The 18,304-nt window shown below is 39.1% G+C and carries 14 protein-coding genes and 3 pseudogenes; 11 read left to right on the top strand and 6 right to left on the bottom strand.

Annotated elements, in window-relative coordinates; translation table 11 throughout:
• Positions 1 to 10: 10 nt before the first annotated feature.
• Complete coding sequence (locus tag IEX94_RS07295) at positions 11 to 1,174, bottom strand: MFS transporter (RefSeq protein ID WP_188856654.1); 1,164 nt, start codon at positions 1,172 to 1,174, stop codon at positions 11 to 13.
• Positions 1,175 to 1,387: 213 nt separating this feature from the next.
• On the opposite strand from IEX94_RS07295, the gene IEX94_RS07290 reads away from it, so the two are divergent.
• Positions 1,388 to 2,215 carry a squalene/phytoene synthase family protein gene (locus IEX94_RS07290; protein WP_188856653.1) on the top strand — a complete coding sequence of 276 codons (828 nt, stop codon included), beginning with the start codon at positions 1,388 to 1,390 and terminating at the stop codon, positions 2,213 to 2,215.
• 45 nt (positions 2,216 to 2,260) lie between these two features.
• On the opposite strand, the gene IEX94_RS07285 is transcribed toward IEX94_RS07290, so the two are convergent.
• From IEX94_RS07285 to IEX94_RS07275, 3 genes are all read right to left on the bottom strand, one after another.
• The gene (locus IEX94_RS07285) at positions 2,261 to 2,938 is read right to left on the bottom strand and encodes a DUF4956 domain-containing protein (protein ID WP_188856652.1); all 678 of its coding nucleotides are present in this window, start codon (positions 2,936 to 2,938) and stop codon (positions 2,261 to 2,263) included.
• A gap of 1 nt (position 2,939) precedes the next feature.
• Positions 2,940 to 3,698 (bottom strand): polyphosphate polymerase domain-containing protein, encoded by a 759-nt coding sequence (locus tag IEX94_RS07280; RefSeq protein WP_188856651.1) that lies wholly within the window; start codon positions 3,696 to 3,698, stop codon positions 2,940 to 2,942.
• A gap of 291 nt (positions 3,699 to 3,989) precedes the next feature.
• Entirely contained in the window at positions 3,990 to 4,535 is a 546-nt protein-coding gene (locus IEX94_RS07275) for a hypothetical protein (protein WP_188856650.1), read from the bottom strand.
• Positions 4,536 to 4,635: 100 nt separating this feature from the next.
• Between IEX94_RS07275 and IEX94_RS07270 the strand changes: the two are divergent.
• The 7 genes and pseudogenes from IEX94_RS07270 to IEX94_RS07240 all read left to right on the top strand — a co-directional run.
• Positions 4,636 to 4,758 (top strand): annotated as a pseudogene (locus tag IEX94_RS07270) (TipAS antibiotic-recognition domain-containing protein); the annotation flags it as partial.
• A 61-nt stretch (positions 4,759 to 4,819) separates the two neighbouring features.
• A pseudogene (locus IEX94_RS07265) lies at positions 4,820 to 5,256 on the top strand (ATP-binding cassette domain-containing protein); the annotation flags it as partial.
• Positions 5,257 to 5,422: 166 nt separating this feature from the next.
• Positions 5,423 to 8,173, top strand: coding sequence for a phosphoenolpyruvate carboxylase (ppc, locus tag IEX94_RS07260; RefSeq protein ID WP_188856648.1), 2,751 nt, complete (start codon positions 5,423 to 5,425; stop codon positions 8,171 to 8,173).
• Between the two features lie 352 nt (positions 8,174 to 8,525).
• Positions 8,526 to 8,864: a PadR family transcriptional regulator gene (locus IEX94_RS07255; protein WP_188856647.1), complete on the top strand. Its 339-nt coding sequence runs from the start codon at positions 8,526 to 8,528 to the stop codon at positions 8,862 to 8,864.
• Entirely contained in the window at positions 8,861 to 9,409 is a 549-nt protein-coding gene (locus IEX94_RS07250) for a DUF2812 domain-containing protein (RefSeq protein ID WP_188856646.1), read from the top strand. The genes IEX94_RS07255 and IEX94_RS07250 overlap by 4 nt, the downstream gene beginning before the upstream one ends.
• A 491-nt stretch (positions 9,410 to 9,900) precedes the next feature.
• Positions 9,901 to 10,176 carry an AbrB/MazE/SpoVT family DNA-binding domain-containing protein gene (locus IEX94_RS07245; RefSeq protein WP_188856645.1) on the top strand — a complete coding sequence of 92 codons (276 nt, stop codon included), beginning with the start codon at positions 9,901 to 9,903 and terminating at the stop codon, positions 10,174 to 10,176.
• 57 nt (positions 10,177 to 10,233) lie between these two features.
• Positions 10,234 to 10,485 carry a type II toxin-antitoxin system PemK/MazF family toxin gene (locus IEX94_RS07240; protein ID WP_373290806.1) on the top strand — a complete coding sequence of 84 codons (252 nt, stop codon included), beginning with the start codon at positions 10,234 to 10,236 and terminating at the stop codon, positions 10,483 to 10,485.
• 479 nt (positions 10,486 to 10,964) lie between these two features.
• On the opposite strand, the gene IEX94_RS07235 is transcribed toward IEX94_RS07240, so the two are convergent.
• Positions 10,965 to 14,009: an ATP-binding response regulator gene (locus IEX94_RS07235; protein ID WP_188856644.1), complete on the bottom strand. Its 3,045-nt coding sequence runs from the start codon at positions 14,007 to 14,009 to the stop codon at positions 10,965 to 10,967.
• A 693-nt stretch (positions 14,010 to 14,702) separates the two neighbouring features.
• Complete coding sequence (locus IEX94_RS07230; protein ID WP_188856643.1) at positions 14,703 to 14,993, bottom strand: KGG domain-containing protein; 291 nt, start codon at positions 14,991 to 14,993, stop codon at positions 14,703 to 14,705.
• Positions 14,994 to 15,411: 418 nt separating this feature from the next.
• Here IEX94_RS07230 and IEX94_RS07225 point away from each other — a divergent pair, with 418 nt between their 5' ends.
• From IEX94_RS07225 to IEX94_RS07215, 3 genes and pseudogenes are all read left to right on the top strand, one after another.
• A complete protein-coding gene (locus IEX94_RS07225) occupies positions 15,412 to 16,032 on the top strand; it encodes a DJ-1/PfpI family protein (protein WP_188856642.1) in 621 nt (206 codons plus the stop codon).
• 331 nt (positions 16,033 to 16,363) lie between these two features.
• Entirely contained in the window at positions 16,364 to 16,783 is a 420-nt protein-coding gene (locus IEX94_RS07220; protein ID WP_188856641.1) for a cytidine deaminase, read from the top strand.
• A gap of 70 nt (positions 16,784 to 16,853) precedes the next feature.
• Positions 16,854 to 17,982 (top strand): annotated as a pseudogene (locus tag IEX94_RS07215) (aminotransferase class V-fold PLP-dependent enzyme).
• Positions 17,983 to 18,304 lie beyond the last annotated feature (322 nt).

The raw sequence follows: 18,304 nt of genomic DNA, 5'->3' as shown, positions 1-18,304 counted from the left end.
AAAAACAGCATCAATTCGTTGCCAATTCTTTATTTTTCTCCTTTTGTCTGTTAGAAAGAAGCATCGTGAGAAAAGCAACGACAACAAATAGGCCACCGATGTATGGATTGATTTCTACTCCTACTCGGTCAATTGAAATTCCGCCGATGAAGGAACCAAAGGCAATACCGAAGTGGAGGGCGGAGTTGCTGATGCTGATTTGCATATCCGCTGTTTCCGGAGCAGAATCGATTAAATAACTTTGCATCGGGGGTGTGACTGACCAACTCATTAATCCCCACAAGGCGAGCACGACAATAAATAATGGCATGATTGATGTCGTATGGGAGATGGCGAATAGCATCGCAGCATAAATCGTAATGAAGAGCAAGATTACTCGCGTATTACCAAATTTATCTCCCAATGTTCCACCGAAAGCTCCTCCACTTACCGCAGCAAGCCCGAACAGGAGATACACGATGCTAATGCTATTTTCCTCAAGCCCCATCGTTACTTGTACAAATGGTGTCAAATAGGCATATAACACTGCGTGTCCCGTGAGCATGAGAAAGATGGTTAAATGGGCGAAGAAAACTTTCTGGTCTTTCAGTGAAAGGAATTGTTCTCTAATTGTACTGACTGGACGCGGAGCAACACGCTCCATGAAGAAATAGACCCCAACCATACTAATGACAGTGAGAATAACAATCATGAGAAAAGGAGCACGCCAGCCGAATAGATTGCCAAGACTTAGCCCAATTGGAACACCTAACACAAGCGAAGCACTAACACCCATACTTACAATCCCAATCGCACGTCCGCGATATTTCGGTTCGACAATGTTCGCTGCGAGCACAACACAGAGGATGATTAAGATTGAACTGCTCGCAGCAGAAATAATTCTTCCGATAAAGAGAATACTATAAGACGGACTAATTAGTGCAAGTATATTCCCGAATAAGAAGATGGTTAAGGAAATCAATGCGAGTCGTTTCCGCTCGACTTTCGCAGTGAGAACAAGTAGAATCGGAGCAGCAATAGCGAATGTGAGAGAGAAGATTGTAATCAGCATTCCCGCAGATCCGAGACTCACATTCAAATCTTCCGCAATCAGATCAAGAATTCCCCCGATAATGAGCTCCACCATTCCGACGACAAAGGATACCGTCATTAAAAAATAGACACGTTTATTCATGATGTAACGACCTTTCTATTATTAGTACATGTAAATCTCTGATTCTGTTCAACTAACATTCAGTGGGGCTGGAAAGAACCCCACTGAATGAAGTTTCACTTTATTATTCTACGTGTTAACCGTTAATTTCACAAGAGCCGAGCATAAGGAGGAAAAAGCTCGTGAAGTTTGTTATAATTGAATTACCTCAAGTTTTAAAGGGAGGACAACGTGTTGAGCACAGAAGTGAAATTACAAAAAGAAGCAATGCACATGTTAAAGCTGACAAGTAGAACTTTTTATATACCAATTAAATTATTAAAATCGAAGCTACGAAAAACAGTTGGCGCAGCTTATTTATGCATGCGTGCGATTGATGAGATTGAAGATCATGAAACAATGCAGAAAGAAACGAAAACACATTTACTGCGAAAGACAGCAAAACTGTTGCGGTCTGAAAAAGGTTTTGACCGTGAAGCATATGAAGCACTAATCAAGCCTTACGAAGAATTACCGGAAGTAACCCAGCGCCTCGCAGATTGGATCGACGTCTGCCCAGCGGAAATTACTAGGAAAGTGATGGAAGCAACAAGCATTATGGCGGACGGAATGGCGAAATGGGTCGAAAAAGACTTCATCGTAACGACAAAGGAAGAACTTGATGAGTATACGTACTTTGTAGCTGGGCTCGTTGGTGTCATGCTATCCGATATTTGGAAGTGGTATGACGGTACGGAAACCGATTATGACCTAGCAATCGGCTATGGCCGCGGTCTGCAAGCGGTGAACATGTTAAGAAATCAGGACGAAGATGCGGATCGTGGTGTCCGTTTCATCCCGGATGGTTGGACGCGTGCTGATATGTTCGATTATGCTCGAGATAACCTGGCCAAGGCGGATAAATATATGGAAGATCTTGAGACGAAGAATATTGTCCTCTTCTGCCGAATTCCGCTTGCCCTTGCGAAGAAGACGCTAAAAGCAATGGATGACGGACACGAGAAGATGACCCGGACCGAAGTAGAAAATACCGTGGACGAGATTTTAAAAGAAGAAGCATAAGAAAAAAGCTGCCATTTTGACCTGGGCAGCTTTTTTATACTTCAATTAATTTCCAGATTGCAAGTACGATAAAGATACTTTCAGGTTCGCGTTCTTTTCCCGAATTCGGTCGAGTAGTATTTTATCGTTCGTATCATTCTTCATCCGGATTGCGTATGTGTACATAATCATCGTTCCAAGGTTTGTCGTTTCTACCTGGCGCAGGTGACTTGAGAGTGTGAACTCTTCGAATACGTCTTCAAGCAGGTTCTCATGGTTCAAATTCTCCGGCACGGTCACTTTAAGAATCTGGGTGTCCTTGCCTTTTCCATAATTGACTTTATGGAGGATATAAAATAAAATACCTGCGAAAAATGTCAAGATGATGGCTAACTGGAATTGATATAATCCACTAGTCATCCCAACCGAAAGCCCGAAAAATATATAGGCAATATCTTTTGCATCTGTTACCGCACTACGGAAGCGGATTAGGGAGAAGACCGCAAATAAACCAAAGGCAACTCCGGCATTCCCGCTCACCACATTCATAATAACAGACACGACAACACTCATGATAATGATCGTATGCACGAAATTCTGAGAATAACGCTCACCTGAAAAAGTCATTTGATAAACAAGCGTAATAATAATGCTTAAAATCGTTGTAAGTGCCATTGCGGCTAAACTGAGCACCAATGTCGTTTCCCCACCATCTACTGTAAAAAGTTGATTGATCATATCCATCTTACATTCCTCCTATATGAACCGTTTCCCGCGCTGTTCCTGCGGGTGATGCGATCCCATGCAATAATTCCATACTTGTGCAAAACTTCGAAGCACTTCGCTGTTCACAACCCAGCTCCTGCAAAATACGCGCAAGCCATAATGGGACACTATCATTCACCTTCACCTCAAGAACAACGAGATCTTCATCAATGAATAAGTCCCCATAAGAACCGTTTGCCAACTGTAAATCATCATCCCTACAGCGTAAATTAAAGTCGAATGTCATTCTTAAGTCTGCATCTTCTTTATGATGCAATGCATGCCGGTCATAACTGACGACCATTTCCGGTTCCAAATGATATAAATTTCTAAAGTAGTCGATTTCCCGTAATACTTGCAGATTGGAAGTCTCGAATTCTTCCAAACTCCGATTCGGGAAATAAATATAACGGTAGGCTTCAGATAAAGGAAGACGCATCCGTCGTTTATTCACAACCTTCTTATGTTTCTGTTTCACTTCGAAAAAAGCCGTACTATCCAAAGCTGCATCATCATACACGCGTAATCTCAGCTTTTGCCGATACTTTAATTTGTTCTTCGTTTCATAATAAATTTTCCGGTCGTTACTTTCGAAATAGAGACTCGTCACCGTGTACTTGCCATTGTTACCGAACTTATCCGGCCGCATGTAGGGAGAAATCCTGTCAACAAGTTCTTCATATTGTTTCGTTGTAATTAAATATTTCTGTTCTCTTCTCCTAAAAATTTCAATTGCCATGCCCTTTCTCCTCCTTGCAATGTAATATTATCCGCCAGAGGTAAAAGCGCGCTGTGAGGAAAATGAGAAATTGGTAAGAATTTGTTGATGAATTGTTAATATAAATTTACATTTGAGTTCAGGTCTAGAGTTCTATTGGATAAGTCTCATAGATTTCCCTTCCTATTTGTCCGATAGCCCAATCTTACAAGTCACCATTACGGAAACAATATCGTACTTAATGGTCTGTCCAATTTATATCATTTAAAAAAACAGGACATCCAAGAATTTTTCTTGAATGCCCCGCCTGTGTTAAAAGCATTGGAAAGATTGGATTCGATCGAGGTCGATTCCAAAATATACCCAACGGTTCCCTCGCCAGCGGAAACCTGCAATCGAATTTCTTCCGACAAAGGTCGGGTAGAACCAGAATTGATCTCTTCTTAACCAAATATAAGTGAAGCGGAATAAACAGCCGCGAATGCCGCCCGGATCAACGGCAAAGGTTTGAAACTGACTTTGCTGTGGGGTGAAATTCGGTGGTGGAGCGGAAGGTGGTCCCACTTGCTGCTGCCCTTGCCCTGGAAATCCGCCCGGTCCTCCTCCAGGTCCTACGCCAGGTCCACCCGGTGGCCAACCGCCTCCTGATCCAGGTCCGCCAGGTGGTGACCAGCCACCACCTCCAGAACCAGGCCCCCACTGTCCACCTGGAAATCCTGGTGGTCCAAACGGCGGAGGTTCCTGCTGTCCGCCACCAACGAATGGTAAATTACCTGGGTAATTGAATAGTCTTTCCTCATCATACTCTTCGTACCCATCATGTGGGTATTGATGCGAATTATATGGATTATGATTCATCTGTTCAACCTCCTAAACATACTCTTCCATTCACTATATGGTGAAAACGTCTAGAAGGAGATTAAATTACCCAAGAATGGGCGAATAAAATAAAAATAAGTTTAAAGGACTTGGTGAGATGTATGTCGCAGATGAACGCATTACGAAAAACTTTGACCAGTTTGGGGAAGGCTTGGCAATGTTTATGCGGGGGGCGATGGCTGTGTATACTGAAGGAAAATAATTAAGAACAAAAAAGAGCGATCTGTCGCTCTTTTTTGTAGAGGCGAATATTAGTGTAAATGGCTCACGCTGATCATTTCATCAGCACGTTGCCGGAAGCTTATGGTACCGTCTTAAATGAAGAAGCATCAAATATCTCCCAAGGGCAGAAAAAACTCTTAACGATTGCGCGCACCATACTAGCGGATCCGCCCATTATGATTTTAGACGAAGCAACATCAAGTGTAGATACACGAACAGAGATGTATATCCAAGAAGCCATGGATCATTTGATGAAAGGGCGAACGAGCTTTGTTATTGCCCACAGATCATCGACAATAAAAATGCTGACCTCATATTGGTAATGGATAAAGGAAATATTATGGAGCAAGGCACACATGATGAATTATTGGAGAAAAAGGGGTTTTATGCAGACCTATATAACAGCCAATTCTCGAACAAGCCAGCGATATATGAGGCATTGGTTGGCTATATGTTTGATAAATCATGCGCCAAGTAATAAAAATATGGATATATTAAAAGCAAAAAAGCCGAATGCACCGTATCATTCGGCTTTTTGCTATCAAGAGTGAATCTATTATTTACACTGAAAATCGATGTTAGACTTTATTAATTTTTAAGATAAGTGGTATGATAGAAAGAATACAACTAAGGAGGGGACAAAAATGATAGAAAAAACAGCTCATAACACTCCATTGCAAAATGATGTGAATATGCTTGGAAATATACTAGGCGAAATATTAGTCCTCCATGGTGGTAAAGCGTTATTTGATAAAGTCGAAACGATTCGAAAAATGACGAAAAGTATCCGGAAAAAATTCGATAAAGATTTGTATGCGGAATTGAAACAAGAAATCAGCAACTTACAACCACCAATGAGGCAACAAGTAATTCGGGCATTTTCTGTTTATTTCCATCTCGTGAACGTAGCAGAGCAGAATCACCGGATTAGGCGTAGACGCCAATATTTACTTGAGGAAGGGACAAGTCAAGCCTTCTCACTCGAGAAAGCGGTCACCAAAGTAAAGGAATATAATTTGAATGAAGAAGAGATACAGGATGTTCTCAATGACTTATCGATTGAACTGATTATGACGGCTCACCCAACCGAGGCGACAAAACGAACAGTGCTTGAAAGTCAAAAACGGATATCAGAGAACCTTCGTAAAATAGATAACCCGCTTATCACCGAGTGGGAGAGGGAAGCAATTGAGGACAGTCTGTTCAACGAAGTAATGGCATTATGGCATACCGATGAATTAAGACACAGGAAGCCGGAAGTGTTGGATGAAGTGAAAAATGGCCTCTATTACTTTAATCAAGTCCTCTTCGATACATTGCCTGATGTTTTCTGGGAATTGGAACTACAGCTCCGGGATCAGGTAGCAGAGAAGGAGTGGCAAGTGCCAAACTTTATCCGTTTCGGTTCCTGGATCGGTGGAGATAGGGACGGGAATCCGAATGTGACTCCCGAAATAACTTGGACGACACTTGAAATGCAGCAGCGACTTATTTTACAGAAATATGAAGCTTCCATCACGAATTTAATGAGAAGATTCAGCCAATCTACTGAACGCTTAGCTATCGAACAAGAATTCATAGAAAAGGTAGAAGCTGAGGAGAAAGAATACTTAGAAAAAGAAGAGAAATGGCGAGTGAAATCTGAAGTCTACAGGCGTAAATTTGCGATTATTTTAAAACGTGTCAGGGAAAAGGGGAAGTCAGATTTAGGCTATACGCGTGCAGAGGAATTGGCAGCCGATCTGAAGGAAATTAAAGCAAGTGTAGAAAAACATTTACCAGTTAATAAGAAACTGAAAGCGATTCGGAAACTGATCCGCCAAGTAGAGATGTTCGGCTTCCATTTGGCAACACTCGATATCCGGAATCACAGCGGAGAACATGAAGCGGCAATCGCTGAGATTTTAAAAATTGTCAAGCTTGCTGACGATTATTCCACCCTTACGGAAACCGAGAAACAAGCAATCTTGTACAAAATTCTGGAAGACCCAAGACCGTTACTGCTTACAGATGACAGATATTCCAAAGCGACGCAGGATATGCTGCGAGTATTCAGAATGATTAAGCAGGCACATGATGAATTTGGCAAACGTGCGATTGAGGTTTATATAATTAGTATGACAGAATCTCCAAGTGACTTACTGGAGGTCCTTGTGCTTGCTAAAGAAGTTGGACTATACCGGATCAATCAAGACGGAACAGTAGAAAGTGACTTAGATGTCGCACCACTGCTCGAGACGATTGATGATTTGAAAGCAGGACCAAAAATTATGCAGACCTTATTTGAGGCAGACGTTTACCGCAAACAACTGGAAGCGCGACACAATCATCAAGAAATTATGCTTGGCTATTCCGATGGAAGTAAAGACGGTGGAACGCTAAGTGCAAATTGGGAACTGTTTAAAGCACAGAAAGATATTCACCGGATGGCAAGAAATTATGATATTCATTTAAAATATTTCCATGGACGTGGCGGCTCATTAGGACGCGGGGGTGGTTCACTCCATACTAGCATTCTCTCACAGCCAGTGGAAACACTTGGAGATGGTGTGAAAATTACGGAGCAAGGTGAAGTACTGTCCTCGAGATATTTACTGGAAGATATCGCCTACCGAAACTTGGAGCAAGCAGCTTCGGCTTTATTTGAAGCGAGTGCCAAAGTTGCGAGCGCACCTGACCAGATGGAACTTCGTAAAGAAGAATGGGAAACAGCAATGGAAGTCATTTCAGAAAAATCATTGGAAAAATATCAATCCCTTGTTTTCGGTGATCCCGATTTCCTAACCTATTTCAACGAAGCGACACCACTCGCGGAACTTGATGCATTAAATATCGGCTCCCGTCCGATGAGCAGAAAAAACAGCCAGCAATTCGAGGACTTGCGTGCAATTCCATGGGTATTCGCCTGGACACAGTCGAGACACTTGCTCCCGGCTTGGTATGCAGCAGGTACAGGCTTACAAACATTCATTGACCAGGATGAAAGCAACTTGGAGATCCTGCAGACGATGTATAACGATTGGGCTTTCTTCCATGCAACGATCAACAACTTGCAAATGGCTTTATTGACGGCAGATATGGGAAGTGCGAGAGAGTACTTGGAATTAGTGGAAGATCCAGAAGTGGCCAAACGGATCTTTAACAATATCAAGGACGAATATAAACGAACAAGAGCGGCATTATTGCAAATTACTGGCAATGAAGTGCTCCTAAGCCACTCACCAAATATTCGAGAATCCGTCCATCTCCGTAATCCGTATGTTGACCCGTTAAACATTTTGCAGGTCGATTCCATCCGTAGATTAAGAGCGACGGAAAATCCTTCTGAAGAATTGAAGACGGATGTGTTATTGACGATTAATGGTGTTGCGGCGGGGTTAGTTAATACGGGTTGATTAGCAAATTACAAACAGAGTAAAAATAGACTTAGATCTACTGATGTAGCATCTAAGTCTATTTTTTTGAATTATTATACCCTGCCGTGAATAGCTTTTCTTGCGTGATGAGAATTAGACTTAAATTTTATTACAAATAAAAAACTACATCAATGAAAGGTTCATGTGGCCGGACATCCCGTGATATCGCTGTTAATGCAGCTGGAAGGCAAACAGCTCATAAATACATAAATGAGCATATGAGTAATAAAAAATATTTCAGATTAATCCGATATTTAGTTTGGCTTCTATATCGGTTAGTGATATAGTATATATAAATATATCACTAACCGATATATTTAGGAGGATGCTCATGTCAAAAAATCACACCTTAGAAATTGAGGAACTTACGGATATCACTTTCTATATACTGTTGTTCCTGGTACAACCAAAACATGGATATTTAATAATGAAAACAATTGATTCAATGACAAACGGTAAATTCTTAATTGGACCTGCTTCTTTATATTCAAATATCCAAAAGCTTTTAGTATCGGGGCTAATAGAATTAGTAAGTAGTGAAAATAAGCAAAGGAAAACATATCAAACAACAGAAAAAGGTATTCAATTGTTAAAAAAAGAAGTACAACGCAGGAGAGAAATGATTACTCTTGCTGAAGATATATTTAATGAGAAGGGAGAACAAGTATGAAGACAACAAAATATATTAGAAATAATGGGCTTGGACGTTTTGAGGAAAGAGAAATGGCGAAGCTGGAAAGGTACTCACAGCAAGGGTGGCATTTAGAAGGTTTTTATGGATTTTTTAAGTTCAAGCTAAGAAAGGGAGAGCCGAGGAATCTAAAGTACTCACTTGATTATGAAAAATATCCTGACAAAGAATATTTTTCATACTTTGAAGACGCGGGATGGATGCATGTATGTTCTGCCGATGAAATTCATATATTTTGTGCTCCACAGAATGCAAGACCGATATATACCGATATTACAAGTAGAATAGAAATGTATGAAGAGGAAAAGAAACTCATGGGTAAAAGAGCTGTTCCATTTTTAATTGCGTTAGTCTTGTTCTTGTTGTTTGGGCTCCTTGGGTATTACCTTGGTATCAATGAGAGAATGAATGCCTTTGCTATCATGCTGGCTGGAATATCAGCATTAGGACTTATGGTCCCTGGAATAGCCTATTATGAATTTAGCGTGCGATTAAAAAATCTTAGAAAAAACAAATACACTTAATCGAATCAATTTCATAATTGCTCTTAAAAATACACGGACAAACAGAATTTGTAAATTGTATTTTTGAAAACAGAAGTCATGCAGTTTGTTACTGATTTAATTGCGCATTGATCCGATCTAAAGCGAGTTTTGATGCATTATAAACAGGTGTAACCAGGTCACCAAGAAAAAGGCCTCTAACCTGTTAAGAGCTTTCCAGACTCTAACATTAACAGAAGAGGACCTCATAGGCCTAGAGAAACCCATTCAAGTGAGGTTTACCTAGTAATTAAATTGTAGCAGAGGTTGTGATAAAGTGAAAAATGAGTTATCCACAAAAAACAGCTAAACATTAGAAATTAGGTTTGTTTAGCTTTAAAAAAACAAAAATAACATGGTGAAATTTAACAAGTGTGGATAAGTTGATTTTCCTCTTTACCTCAGGTGATTGATAAATTTACTCTTCATAGCTGGTTGTATATACTGATGATATACGAATTGGGGATGTTATAATGAAAAATGAGAATGAAAATAGAGGAGTGCTTAAAATGCCTGCAACAGTTCAAAAGTGGGGCAACAGTTTAGGTATTCGTATTCCAAAAAAAGTAGCAGAAGAACTCGGAATTGTAAACGGGTCTCAAATGGAGATTATTGTAAAAGAAGGACAAATAATATTGAAGCCCGCAAAAATAGAATTGACATTAGAAGAATTAATGGTGCAAATTACTCGCGAAAATCAACATGAAGAAATAGATTTTGGAAAGCAGGAGGGGAATGAATTACTGTAATGAATATACTGAACAGAGGCGATTTGGTTTTTCTTAATTTCACTCCCCAATCGGGTTATGAACAGGCTAGTCATAGACCTGCAATTATTCAATAGCGGAAAGCTTGCAGTTGTTTGTCCGATTACCAGCCAAATTAAAAATTATCCTTTTGAGGTTAAAATTCCTGATGATTTAAAAATAAATGGAGTTATCCTGACTGACCAATTAAGAAGTTTGGATTGGCGTTTAAGAAATTTGAAAATAGTTGATAAAGTTCCAGAAGTTGTTGTTGTGGAATGTCTAGAAAAGATTAACACCTTTATAAATTAATTAGTTGCACTTATGCAGTAAGAAAGGATTTATACTTATCTTTCTGCCAAAAAGTAAAACCACTCCTTCTATACATGCATAATAGGATGAAGTGGTTTTTTGATTGTAAAAATCTATATATGCTTTAAATTAGATTATGATGGTAGAGATTTTTCATTGATAGACAGACATTTACCGTAATTAATAATTTCTAATCTAATACTCTTCATACACCGTCCCATCTGTATCCACAATAATCAATTCATCCTGCAGTCGATTAAGTCCGATGAAAATCATAGGATTCTCCTCCCTCGACTGATTATAAAATGTTCTTATTTTAATTTCTGTTATTCCGTAATTTTCCTCACATTTAAGACTTCTATATTATTCATGGTTTCTGAAATAAAAAATTAAGTAATCTGTAGAAAAATTGTAAAAAGATAGTACCTCCTGATAAATGGTGAGGTACTATCTAAAATGTTAGAAATACGTTGTCCTAATTATGCAAGTGGAATAGAAAACCGAATAACCGTCCCTTTCCCAAGTTCACTTCTTACATCAAGCCCCTCACCATACAATTTAACCAATCGGTGATGTGTATTTGCTAAGCCAACACCTCTGCGGTTTCCTTGTTTCCCATCTAGGATATGCGACATTTTATCTTCCGCAATCCCAACTCCATCATCTGCAATCATTACTTCATAACCCTCTTTAATTTTTGTAATCTGTATGGTTACGGTACCACCTTCCATTTGTTTCAACACCCCGTGATTAATGGCATTTTCAACAAGTGGCTGGATAGAAAGGGGAGGGAGTGCAAAGTCTAAATCGGTATCCACTTTCCACACCACATCAAGTCTATCGCTGAATCTTTCCTGTTCGATATATACATAAGAGCGGACTAAATCAAGTTCGTGTTTTACTGATACGACGGATTCTGTGTTGCTGCCATCAAAACTATTCCGTAAATAGTTTCCAAAATGATCGAGTAGGTCAACCATCCGATCCGTGTCGATTTCACTTAAAGATGCAATCGTATTTAGCGTATTAAACAAGAAATGCGGTTGAATTTGTGCTTGGAGCCAGGCCGCTTCCATTCGAAGCTGTTCTCTCACGGATTGCTTTAGTCGAGTCAGCACTTCTACTCGAGAATTGAACTCCAAGGCGACTACGGGCTTTGCCACATAATCATTCGCACCTGAAAGGAATCCAGCCTGAATATCCTCGGGGTTGTTGCGAGCTGTCAATAATAAAACAGGCAATTCCGATAGAGAAAACAACGAGCGGATCTTTCTTGTTAATTCATATCCTGATATATTCGGCATCATGATGTCGGAAATGACTAAATCGAAGTCCTGTTCACTAACAATGCGTAACGCTTCTGGTCCGTTGGTGACAGTATGCACATCGTATGCTGAATCAAGCATCTCACGCAAAATTTTTAAATTTACCGGATCGTCATCGACAAGAAGGATACGTGCACTGTTATCATTCTTATTTTCGGATAGACTAGCTGTTTGTGATTGGCCCTCCACCCTTTTCTGGTCGATGAAAAAATCATTGGCTTCAAAAATCGCTGCAGCTTCTTTTTCTGACGGGTCTGCAATAGGTAGCGTAAATGCAAAAGTAGACCCTTTCCCCGGCTCTGAGGCTGCAGAAATAGTCCCTCCGTGAAGTTCAACGAGCTGCTTACAAATGCTTAGTCCAAGTCCGACACCACTTCCAGTCGAAGTCATACTTGCATCTTCCTGTTCATAAGGTTGAAAAATGGTTTCCTTTGTTTCCTGATTCATGCCCATGCCGGTATCGACTACGGAAATCCTAGCCATATTGCCATCAATTGCTGCAACAATCGCAATACTTCCCTCGTTTGTATACTTTATCGCATTGTGAACGAGGTTGAATATAATCTGAATCAAGCGGTTCGGATCTGCATTGACATAGGGGAAGGACTCAGGGATATTTATCTTAAACTGTATATCTTTTCCTCGCGTCATGAAACGGAGCATATCGAGTACAACCGTTGCCGCTGAATAGATATTAACCGCTTCTTTTTGTAATCGTATTTGTCTTTCCTGCAATCGGGCGAAATCCTGCAGGTCATTCAACGTATATGCCATCCGATGACCGACGCTGACAAGAAGTTCCAGATTCTCTCTGTTTTTGTCCGTTAAATCTTCTTCCTTATCATCAAGAATCGTTTGCGCAATATTAATGAGTCCGTGCAGCGGGTTGCGCAGTTCATGGGATGTATTCGCCAAAAATTCATCCTTTTTCTTATCTTCCCGCTCTAACTTATCTACCAGTTCAATTACTTGTTGGTTCTGCCGGTAAAAGCGTCTGAACCAAAATACTGCAAAGCCGAGAAATGCACAGATGTAATCGAACGGATAAAAAGGAATTTCAATTGCTGAGAGAGCTTTAATCAATCCCCAAATAATCCCGGAAGTGATCCCGACTACGACGATTGCAATAAAGATCGATTCATCCCTAAACAGGAAATACTCCTTCAATGCTAACGGCACAACGGTGATAAAGGAGATGAAATATAGGGCGAAAAATGTAATATTTACGTGAATAAGGATATTTAATGGAAGTACCACAATCAAAAGTGCGCTAATACCATATAGGATTGACAGCCAACGAAAACGCTTATATTGCGAGGCCGTTCGTAACAAATATCTCATGATTTGTACAAAGAAGAAGGCTGCTCCGAGATAAATCAATTCTTTAAATTTGAAGGACCATCTATAGTTGAAATTCATCCATTCCATTGCAGCACTGTTGTAAGTGAGCAGCTCATCAATCGCTGGGAACAGAAAGCCCAGTGCAAAGAAAAGAAAAATTTTATTCCTTGAAATAAAAATAAAGATAAGGAGACTATACAGGCTATGCAGAACAAGGATGACCACCATGGCAATCAACAGCACATCCTGAAAGCCTATATCCTGCTGGACTCCCTTTTCTGTACCAAATTGAATCGGACTGCCGACTGAAATTCCTGCTGTTGTATCGAAATTGGAAATTTGCAGCATCACTTCGATTTCATGACTGTCAGGAGAGAAAGAAACAAGATACGGATTTCCCTGACCGACATGACTGCTTTCTTCCGGAGAAGCCGTACCCGATCGTTCTTTTAAATGACCATTCACATATAATGCAGATGCTGTTTTTGTTGATGGCATCCGGATGGAGAGTAAGGAATCGAGATCAGTCGTTTCATCAAGGATTATTTTCAAATAATAAGTCCCATAGGTATGATTATCATTCTTTGCGCCCCCTGTAAAATTAGTTGGTATGTTCTCCATGGAGGCATTTAGCTGGCGGGGACTCTCTAATAATTTGTCTGGCAGAAAAATCCACTCACCGTTCAAGGTAAGAGATTGATTTTCATGTAATGGATAATCACTTAAGTCTAATACACCATCTCGGGCAATCGGCTGATCTGTCGGTGCATGATAGAAGAGCCATAGCAAACGAAAAGCAGTTAAAGCGGCGAAAATGGCAAGTAGAATAAGAATGTTTTTTGTGAGTTTTTTAGACATGGTTATTTCCTTTCGGGATACTGATGTCTTGATTATAGCAGGATTTGGAAGGGAAATGTATGGGGTTTCAGTGTAGGACCATAAACATAGAAAAAGAACTCATTCACAGGATATAGATAAAGAAACAATTAAAAATCCGCAGAGAGAGCTGTCATAGGTGAGAAATATTTCCCGGGAAATGTTGAAAAATGAAAAAATATGCTTACAAGTATTAAACCATATTTTGTTTATAAAAAACGCAAAACAAGGTTAGGAAAGGACGGCAAAAGCCAATACCCTGTTTCGCTCATAAGTTTGGGAGGAGGTAAGAGTCAGTGAATTCCAAGAAAATGGCTAACTACACCAGTCAAGCAAAAGCCCAAGAACTCTGGAAAACATTATACCTCTGTGCCAAGGAAAGTCCGTAAAGCCAAAGGATGAAGAACGTCGGAAAGCCGTATGAGGGAAATCCTCACGTACGTTTTGATGAGGGGAACGGGAAGAGGAATTGCCCTCTTCTGGCTTAGTAAGGTGGAAAGCCCTGAACCCTAAGGATAAAGAAGGCAATATCTAATTCCTGTTTTCTACTTTACATGTATATTCAACTGTTTAAAGAAGTTCCCCTATATCCATAGAAATTTGATTTCTTACTAAAATTACCCAAGAAAAAGACGGCCAATTGCAGCCGCCTTTGTATATCAACAGAGCAATTATTTAATTGTCGTTTCGTTTATTTGCCCTAGCTCTTCCGCCTTTACGTCCAGCTTCTTCTTGACTCATTTTATTGGAATTGTTAGTGGACTGATTTGCTCTTGCCTCTCCACCTTTGTGACCAATTTCTTCATAGAAATCCTCGTCATGATTTCTTGCAGTGGTTTCTCCACCTTTTTGACCGATCTCTTGATAAAACTCTTTGTCATGATTTCTTGAAGTAGCTTCTCCGCCTTTACGACCAGCTTCCTCAACCGTCATCTTCTTATTGTTCTGATTTTCTTTACGTGCCACTTTAAATACCTCCTTGGTAGTATTTTTACGTGCAGTAACTGCCGTAAAGTAGGGAAATTCATTTCCCATCAGCAATATTTTCTTGCTTACAGGATGCATTCCCGTTCAAGTCTATACTAAACATAGGATTGAGATTGTTATATTTTTGTAAAGAAAAGACATCAGACTTTAATAAGTGGAATAAAGTAAGATGCACTTGAGACGAACTCTATAGAAAAAATTTCGAAAGGGGATGAAGGAAACCATCATTAATAATGTTTCAGAAAAATAGAGTCTATAGAGTTAAAAAGATGCAGCGGTGTACATAATAAGCCACGTTAAAGTGAAAGAAACTTGTGAGAAATGGACTTAAACTAATCCGAGGGTTAGTATAAAGGAGACTAAACAAGTATTTTTGAGGTAGAGGAGATTTAAATTAATGAAAAAGCGAAAAGTCGGAATTTTACTATTTGATTATGTGGATGTTTTAGATTTTGCGGGTCCCGCTGAGGTTTTATCATTAACTTCAAACAATAAAGCTGAACAAACATTAAATCTCTATAAAAAGCATTTATTACCAACAAGACCATTTGATGTATTCACTATTTCAGAAACAGGAATGAAGGTAAAAACTCATTCAGGGATAAAAGTAGAACCTGATTTTAGTTTTGAAGATAGTCCCAAGTTAGATATTTTAATAGTTCCTGGTGGTCCTTTAAGGGCAGTGCAATCTATAGTTAAAAACCAAAAGATAATTGACTGGATTATTAAGCATAATAGTATTGAATATATATGCTCTGTTTGTACTGGAGCGTACATATTAGGTGAAACTGGTTTGTTAGATGGAAAAAAAGCAACAACCCACCATTTAGCATTGAAGTTGCTACAAGAAAAGTATTCTGAAGTTCAAGTTTTATCTGATAGGAAAGTTGTACAGGACGGCAATATCATATCTTCTGGTGGAGTTTCTTCAGGAATAAATATGGCACTATACATTGTCGAGAAAATTGTAGGAGAATCTGCGGCAGAAAGGACCGCCAAAACTATAGAATTTAATTAGTATTCTCGTTAACTTGTGTTTAGTAAATGAAAGTTTAAAAAGCTGGTTTCTTAAACGTAGATCTAAGAACTCAACTTAGAAATCAAGAAAGCTTAGAAGAAAGATAATTAAGAAATGAGAGGTTAGAGCATAGCTGTATCTAATATTAGGTATTGTGTTTGCTGCTTTGGATTGTATAAGAATTTTAAGCACAGAACGGCATATTTCGGACGTTTATTAGGAATAAGTTTAGCGTCCAATCTTGCAAACCAGCCATTTGATGGAACAATCTTATAGAAATAGCAAAGGATCGGAACAATTTCAAGAAAAGAAATTATGAAGGGAAGATAAAATGAACATTGAACAAAAACTTTATAATGCAGCAATAGATTTGGTAAAAAACAGATATCCTTCTGGTTGGGGTGGTGCAGCAGCAATGTATACAGAGGATGGTCAGGTACTAACGAGTGTAGCGCCGGATGTAATCAACGCTTCAACTGAACTATGTATTGAAACAGGTGCAATTCTCGAAGCACATAAGTTAAATAAAAGGATAACGCATTCTTTGTGTGTAGTACGGGATGATGAGGATTCTACGTTTAAAGTTTTAACTCCTTGTGGAGTCTGTCAAGAAAGACTGTTTTATTGGGGATCAGAGGTCAAAGCAGCGATTACCTCTGAAGATGAGAATTTAACATTTAAAACTTTAAAGGAAATACAACCATTTCATTGGATACAGGCTTATGATGACAAAGATTTATATGATGGATAAGTTCAGCAATCGGGCATTGTTGTTGGATAAACGTATCCAGGAATAGCCATTTTATTAGGGGGAAAATGAATTGGACCATGATTTTTATCGCTCATCATTTCCTATATTAGCTACTCACACACACCTAGCTAGTTGTTCCCAAGGTGCATTAGCAAAGTCTGTTTCAAAAGCAATTGAGGAATATCATAATAGCCTTTTAATGTCTGGAAGTAATTGGGAGGAAGCAATAAGTAAATTAGAGGAGACTAGATTGAAATTTGCTGAACTTATTGGAGCCGAGACTGATGAGGTTGCAGTATTATGTTCCGTTTCAGATGCTATTTCTGCTATTGCAACTTCCCTTTCTTATCAGCAAAAGAAAAATAAGGTTGTGTTTACAGATTTAGATTTTCCAACTGTCGGTCATATATGGTTTGCACAAGAACCTTTTAAGGATAATATCACTGTAATTCGTTCTTCCAATGGTGAAATACCTTTAGAACAATATGAGAAAAAAATAACAACTGATACGCTTATTACGTGTATTCCTCATGTGAATTATTACAATGGATATAAGCAAAACGTTAAGGAAATCGCTAGTATTGCGCATAGAAAAGGATCTCTATTGTTCGTGGATGCTTACCAATCAGCAGGACATATTCCGATTGATGTGAAAGAGATGGATATTGATATTTTAGCAACGGGAACTCGTAAATACATGTTAGGAATTCCCGGCGTAGCGTTTTTGTATATAAAAAAAGAACTAGTAGAACAATTACAACCAAGAGTTACTGGGTGGATGGTGACAAGAGCATACATCTTCATTTGACATTTATAATCCTGTTTTTGCAAAGGGAGCACGGCGATTTGAAACGGGTACGCCTTCTTTTATAAGTATTTATGCAGCTTGTGAGGCATTAAAATTGCTACTTGAGGTTGGGATAAGTAATATTGAAACCCAATTAAAAGATCTAACCCAATTTACCATACATTATGGACAAGAAAAAGGATTACATCTCCTTGGACCATTATCTACTAAAAATAGGACAAGCCTTGTATCTTTTCGGATTGAAAATGCATCAAAAGTGGAAGCGATGTTAAGAGACAAAAAAATTATTGTTGCTGCAAGAAAAGATGTGATAAGGATTGCCCCGCATTTCTATAACATTAAAGATGATATAAAACGCGCAATAGATGAGATTGTAATCTTAATAAATTGAGTTTAAGCAAATATTTTATTCAATACAACCTAACTTGAGGATTACTTAGTTATTCAGTTAAAGGGGAGGTTGCCGCATAACGAATTGTCGCAAACCGGCCATATTGCTTAACAAACTCTTTTAGTAAATGGGGAATAGCCTTGATTAAAAAGATAGATATAACCAATCCTGAGGTTTCACAAGAAGTATTAAACATTCAAATACCTTCATACAACGTGGAGGCAAAAATAATTGACTTTTATGATATACCGCCATTAAAGGACACCGTGCAGTCGTTACAACAATGTGGGGAGACTTTCTTTGGTCATTACTTAAATAAAGA

This window comes from Oceanobacillus indicireducens, from assembly GCF_014647195.1.
GTDB lineage: Bacteria > Bacillota > Bacilli > Bacillales > Amphibacillaceae > Oceanobacillus > Oceanobacillus indicireducens.
The sequence above is the reverse complement of the archived record's forward strand: the minus strand, read 5'-3'. Positions and strand labels throughout refer to the sequence as shown.